Source organism: Saccharopolyspora sp. NPDC047091, assembly GCF_040643635.1.
Taxonomy (GTDB): Bacteria; Actinomycetota; Actinomycetes; order Mycobacteriales; family Pseudonocardiaceae; genus Saccharopolyspora_C.
On the sequence record NZ_JBEYUS010000137.1, the window covers coordinates 1 to 5190 of the forward strand.

The window sequence follows — 5190 nt, forward strand, 5'->3', positions numbered from 1 at the left end:
CGCGCGGGTCACCGAGCCGACGACAGCGCCGGCCGGGACCGGGGGAGCGAACTTCCCCCGGCCCGGTCGGCGCTGTCGTGTTCCGGGGCTCAGCCCACCGGCCGCGGGACGGCCAGCAGCAGCTCGCAGTGCTCGACCAGGCGGTCCCGCAGCGGCGCGGCCCGCTCGGCGAATTCGCGCTGCGCCCGCACGTAGGCGGCGCGCCCGTCGGGCGTCTCCACCGCGACGGGCGGGTAGCCGAGGTCGGCGAGGTCGTAGGGGCTGGCGCGCATGTCCAGTTCGCGGATGTCCACGGCCAGCTCGAAGCAGTCGGCGACGAGTTCGGCGGGCACCAGCGGGTCCAGCTTATAGGCCCACTTGAACAGGTCCATGTTGGCGTGCAGGCAGCCCGGCTGCTCCAGGGCGACCTGGTCCTCGCGGGCCGGTTGCAGCGCGTTCAGCGGCCGCGCGGGCGGGGTGAAGAACCGGAACGCGTCGTGGTGGGTGCACTTGATCGGCATCGAGTCCACCACCTCGTCGGTGCCCGCGTGCCCGAGCCGCAGCGGCCAGGACTCGTGCCGCACGTCGCCGGGGGAGGTGCGGTAGACCATCGCCCACTCGTGCAGCCCGAAGCAGCCCAGCTGCGGGCTGCGGGAGCGGATCGCGGTGAGCAGCCCGTGCACGAAGCGCACCGAGTCGTGGCGCTTCGCGGTGAGCGCCGCCGGGTCCAGCGCCACGCCCTCGTCGGTGCGCAGGTAGCCGCGGCGCTCCAGGAACTCGGCACCGCCTTCGAGCGCGACGCCGAAACCGGGCTGCCAGCGCTCCAGCAGCGACGGGCGGTGCGAGTAGTAGGTGAACAGGAAGTCCATCACCGGGTGCTTCTCCCCGGCGCGCTGCCTGCGGCGGTGCGGTCCCGTCCAGCGCTCCACCCGCTCCCGGTGCGCGGTCGCGCGGCCCCGCCATTCCTGTTCGCCCAGCACTCGCATAGTGCGGCCAGGATAGGTCAGCCCTCGTCGGTGCCGGTCCGGCCGGGGCGCAGCTGCGAGATCAGCTCCCGCAGCCGTGGCGGGACGGGAGCCTTCCCACCCTGCGGATCGCGGCAGGCGAAGGTCATCCGGCCGTGGACGACCAGCTCGCCGTCCCGGGTGAACTCGAAGCCCAGCGCGTAGGAGGTGGTGCCGATCCGGTCCCGCACCACTTCGCAGGCCAGTTCGTCGAACACCCGCACCGGCGCGAGGTAGGTGGCCTCCGAGTGCACCCCGACGGTTCCGGTGCCCAGCTGCGCGGCCAGCTCCGCGGAGCGCAAACCGCGGGCGTGCAACCAGCTGCTGTAGGCGCGCTCCATCCACGGGTAGTAGATCGCGAAGTACGCGATGCTGAGCGCGTCGCAGTCCCCGTAGGACAGCCGGAAGCGCTGCACCTGGTCGGACACCGTCACCCTCCGATGTGGACGGACGCGGTGCCGGAGAGCACCGGATCTCCGCCGAGCACGTCGAGTCCGACCGCGCAGGACGCGATCAGCGCACCGTCCTGTTCGGACACCCCGAGGACCGTGCCGTGCGCGCGCAGCCGATCCCCGGCGAACACCGCGCCGAGGTGGCGCAGCCGAAGCTCGCGGATCCGGTGCGCGCCGCCCGCCCAGCGCGCCAGCATCGACACCACGTACGCCTGGTTCAGCGGTCCCTGGTTGATCACCCGGTCGCCGAGCCCGAGCGCCCGCACCGCCGCCGGATCGAAGTGGATCGGGTTCGCGTCCCGCATCAGGGCCGCCATCGTCCGCATCTTCTCCGCGCTGACCGGCCCGACCTGGTGGTCGGGCAGCACGTCCCCGGGCCGCACGCCGCTCATCGCGGCCGCCGCGGAAACAGGATCGAGCTGGTGCAGGAGGCGGCCGGGGAGCCGTCGTCCGGTTCGTGCAGGTCGAGGCGGTACTCGACCAGGTCGAAGACGCCGGTCCGGGCGCCGTGCTTGCGCCGCGCGGACTCGATCCGGCCGCGCACCGCGTAGGTGGCGCCGACCCGCAGCGGGCGGTGCAGCACGGTGTGCACCTCCCCGGCCATCGGGCCGTCCGACTCGCGGGCGCCGAACCAGGCCCAGAACCGCTCCCAGCTCACCCCCATCGCCGAGGTGGCGGCCAGGAACGCGAACACCGGGCTCTCCGCCCCGTCGTCCGGGTCGGCGAGCGCGCAGTCGTTCACCAGCCGCACCCACCACGGCTCCAAGGTGAACTCCCCGCCGGGGAACTCGGTGCCGACGAGCTCGGCCAGCGCCGCCTCGTCGGGTACGGGTGAGGTCATGTCCGCTCCTGATCCGCCCAGTAGGGGGCGCGCAGCTCGCGCTTGACCACTTTTCCGGTCGGCGCCTTGGGCAAGCTCGCGACGAAGTCGACCGACTTCGGCTTCTGGTAGGACGGCAACCGTTCCCGGGCGGTGGAGATGATCTCGGCCTCGGTGGCGGTAGTACCGGGCTTGAGCACCACGACGGCCTTCACGTTCTCGCCCCACTCCGGGTCGGGCACGCCGATGACCGCGCACTCCAGCACCGCCGGGTGGGCCGCCACGGCCTCCTCGACGGGGACGCTGTAGATGTTCTCCCCACCCGAGATGATCATGTCCTTGGCGCGGTCGACCACGTAGACGTAGCGGTCCTCGTCCCAGGTCGCCACGTCCCCCGTCCACAGCCACCCGGCGCGCAGCGTGCGCGCGGTCAGCTCGGGCCGGTTCCAGTAGCGGGCCATGTTCGCCTCCGAGCGCACCACGATCTGGCCCGGCGTGCGCCCGTCCCGCGGCACCTCGGCCCCCGAGTCGTCCAGCACCCGCAGCCGCGCCCCGAAGCCCTCCCGGCCGCAGGAGCGCAACCGGTGCGGGTGCCGCCCGGCGATCGCCGCGGCGTGGTCCTCCTGGGACAGGAACGCCATGCCGGGGCCCTCGGTCTGCCCGTAGCCCTGGATCAGCGAGCACGGGAACGACTCCAGCGCCGCCCGCACCACCGAGGTCGGCATCGGACCGCCGCCGTACTGGATGTTGCGCAGGCTGCGCAGGTCGTAGCGGTCGAACCCGGGCACCGCGAGCATCCAGTTCAGCATCGTGGTGATCCCCAGGAACGCCGAGACCCGCTCCTGCTCGATGACCCGCAGCGCCTGCTCGGCCGCGAAGTCCACCAGCACCAGCGGGCAGCCGTGCCGCAGGTAGTTCATCGCGAGCACGATCGGGATGTGGAACATCTGCCCGGTCAGCAGGTACACGTCACCGGGCACGATGCGTTCGGCGACGGTCTGGTGCGCACCGCCCGCCTCGGCGCTGGAGTGGGTGTGCAGTGCGCCCTTGCTGCGACCCGTGGTGCCGCCGGTGTAGAGGATGAAGAACGGGTCGTGGTCGCCGACGTGCTCGCTGCCGGGCGGTTCGGCGTCCGATGCGGCCGCCAGCAGCTCCTCGTAGCCGCCGTCGCCGCCGAACTCCAGCCAGTGCGGCACCTCGCAGCTCCGCTGCAGCTCCGCGACCTGCACCGACCACTCGGCGGCGGTGACCACCACCTGCGGTGTCGCGTCCCGCAGCAGCCGGGCCAGCTCGGCGGTGTCGAGCCGCCAATTCAGCGGCTGCAGCACCAACCCGGCCCGGCCGCACGCGAAGTACAGCTCCAGCAGCTCCACCCGGTTCCGGGACAGCGCCGCCACCCGGTCGCCGCGGCGCAACCCCAGCCCGAGCAGCCCGTTGGCGAGCCGCCGCACCCGCCGGTCCAGCTCCGCCCAGCGCACCCGCCGCCCGGTCGGCACGTCGTGCACGGCGAGCGCGCGCGGCGTCAGCGCCGCCCACTTCGCCGGGATGAGCCCCTGGTTGAGGGTCACGAGAACGGCAGGTCCAGCTCGATCCGGAGCGCCGCGATGCGCCACTCCCCGGAGTCGGCCCGCAGCTCGGCGAGGTACCGCCCGGTGGTGATCGCGCGCAGCGCGCCGTCGGCGACCGCGAACAGCGTGAGGTAGGTGCGCGCCCGAGCCCGGTCGCCCGCGTGGTCCAGCACCAGGTTGCTCAGCACGTGCTTGCGCCGGTCCCGCTGCGAGCGCGCGGTCTCCCGCACCAGCTCGACGATGGCGTCCCGGCCGCGGACCGGGCCCGCCACCGCGTCGTCCGCCACGCGCATCGACAGCTCGGCGTCGGCGGTGAAGCAGTCCGCCAGCAGCTCCAGGTCGCCCTCGTCGTAGCCGAGCGCGTAGCGCGCCAGCACCTCTTCGACCGCGGCCCGCACCGCCACGCCGCTCTCGGTGGCCGTCGCGCTCACCGGACGCCGACGCCGGCGTCGACGGGGAACACCGCGCCGGTCACGAACCGGGCCTCGTCGCTGGCGAGGAAGGCGACGGCGTCGCTGACGTCGGAGTCCTCCACCCACTTGGTCGGCAGCACGTGCATCGCCCGCATCGCGGGTTCCGCGTTCTCCAGCGTCGGCTCCGCGTCCGGCGGGCTGAAGAGGCCGTAGAAGGCGGGGTTGCGGATCATCGGCGTGTTCACGTTCGTCGGGTGGACCGTGTTGACCCGGATGCCGTGCTCCCCGAGCTCATCGGCGAGGCTCTGCATCAGCCCGACCACGCCGTGCTTGGCCGCCGAGTAGTGCGCGAGCCCGCCGCGGCCCTTCATCCCGGCGACCGAGGAGATGAACAGCAGGCAGCCGCCGTCGCCCTGCTCGATCATCGTCGGGATCGCGACCTTCGCGGTGTGGAAGACACCGGTGAGGTTCACGTCGATCATGTCCTGCCACTGCTCGGCGGTCAGTTCCCAGCTGCGGCCGAAGCTGACGATGCCCGCGTTGGCGACGACGACGTCGACCCGGCCGAGTTCGGCGACGCCCGAGTCGAACGCGGCCTGCAGGCCGTCGAGGTCGCGCACGTCGGCGATCCGCACCTCGGCGCGTCTGCCCAGCTTCTCCACCCCGCGCGCGGTCTCGGCCAGGTCGTGCTCGGTGGGCATCGAGTAGACGGGCGCGACCGAGTCGATCTCGGCGCACCGGTCGACGGCGATGATGTCGGCGCCCTCGGCGGCGAACCGCAGCGCGTGGGAACGTCCTTGGCCGCGCGCCGCTCCGGTGATGAAAGCGACCTTGCCGGCCATCCGCTCGGCCATGCGTCCGCCCTTCCTCGCACCGACCGAGGAGCGCACCGCGATCTTGGAGCGGTGCCCGGCTTCGCGGGCGACCGCGGGGATCTCGACGGTGCCGTCGGCG

The 5190-nt window shown here is 73.0% G+C and carries 7 protein-coding genes; all 7 read right to left on the reverse strand.

Translation table 11 applies throughout. The annotated features are described in order from the left end of the window. Positions 1-89 precede the first annotated feature (89 nt). Positions 90-965 (reverse strand): 3-methyladenine DNA glycosylase, encoded by an 876-nt coding sequence (locus tag ABZ805_RS29085; RefSeq protein ID WP_358447080.1) that lies wholly within the window; start codon positions 963-965, stop codon positions 90-92. Positions 966-982: 17 nt separating this feature from the next. After that, positions 983-1411 (reverse strand): thioesterase family protein, encoded by a 429-nt coding sequence (locus ABZ805_RS29090; RefSeq protein ID WP_358447083.1) that lies wholly within the window; start codon positions 1409-1411, stop codon positions 983-985. A 2-nt stretch (positions 1412-1413) separates the two neighbouring features. After that, positions 1414-1827 carry a MaoC family dehydratase gene (locus ABZ805_RS29095; RefSeq protein ID WP_358447086.1) on the reverse strand — a complete coding sequence of 138 codons (414 nt, stop codon included), beginning with the start codon at positions 1825-1827 and terminating at the stop codon, positions 1414-1416. Further along, entirely contained in the window at positions 1824-2276 is a 453-nt protein-coding gene (locus ABZ805_RS29100; RefSeq protein WP_358447089.1) for a hypothetical protein, read from the reverse strand. The genes ABZ805_RS29095 and ABZ805_RS29100 overlap by 4 nt, the downstream gene beginning before the upstream one ends. After that, entirely contained in the window at positions 2273-3823 is a 1551-nt protein-coding gene (locus tag ABZ805_RS29105; RefSeq protein WP_358447091.1) for an AMP-binding protein, read from the reverse strand. Before ABZ805_RS29105 ends, ABZ805_RS29100 begins: the two co-directional genes overlap by 4 nt. Beyond that, positions 3820-4254, reverse strand: coding sequence for a nuclear transport factor 2 family protein (locus ABZ805_RS29110; RefSeq protein ID WP_358447094.1), 435 nt, complete (start codon positions 4252-4254; stop codon positions 3820-3822). The genes ABZ805_RS29105 and ABZ805_RS29110 overlap by 4 nt, the downstream gene beginning before the upstream one ends. Continuing rightward, the coding region (locus tag ABZ805_RS29115; protein ID WP_358447097.1) for a mycofactocin-coupled SDR family oxidoreductase at positions 4251-5190 on the reverse strand (940 nt) is incomplete at its 5' end. The genes ABZ805_RS29115 and ABZ805_RS29110, both read right to left, overlap by 4 nt.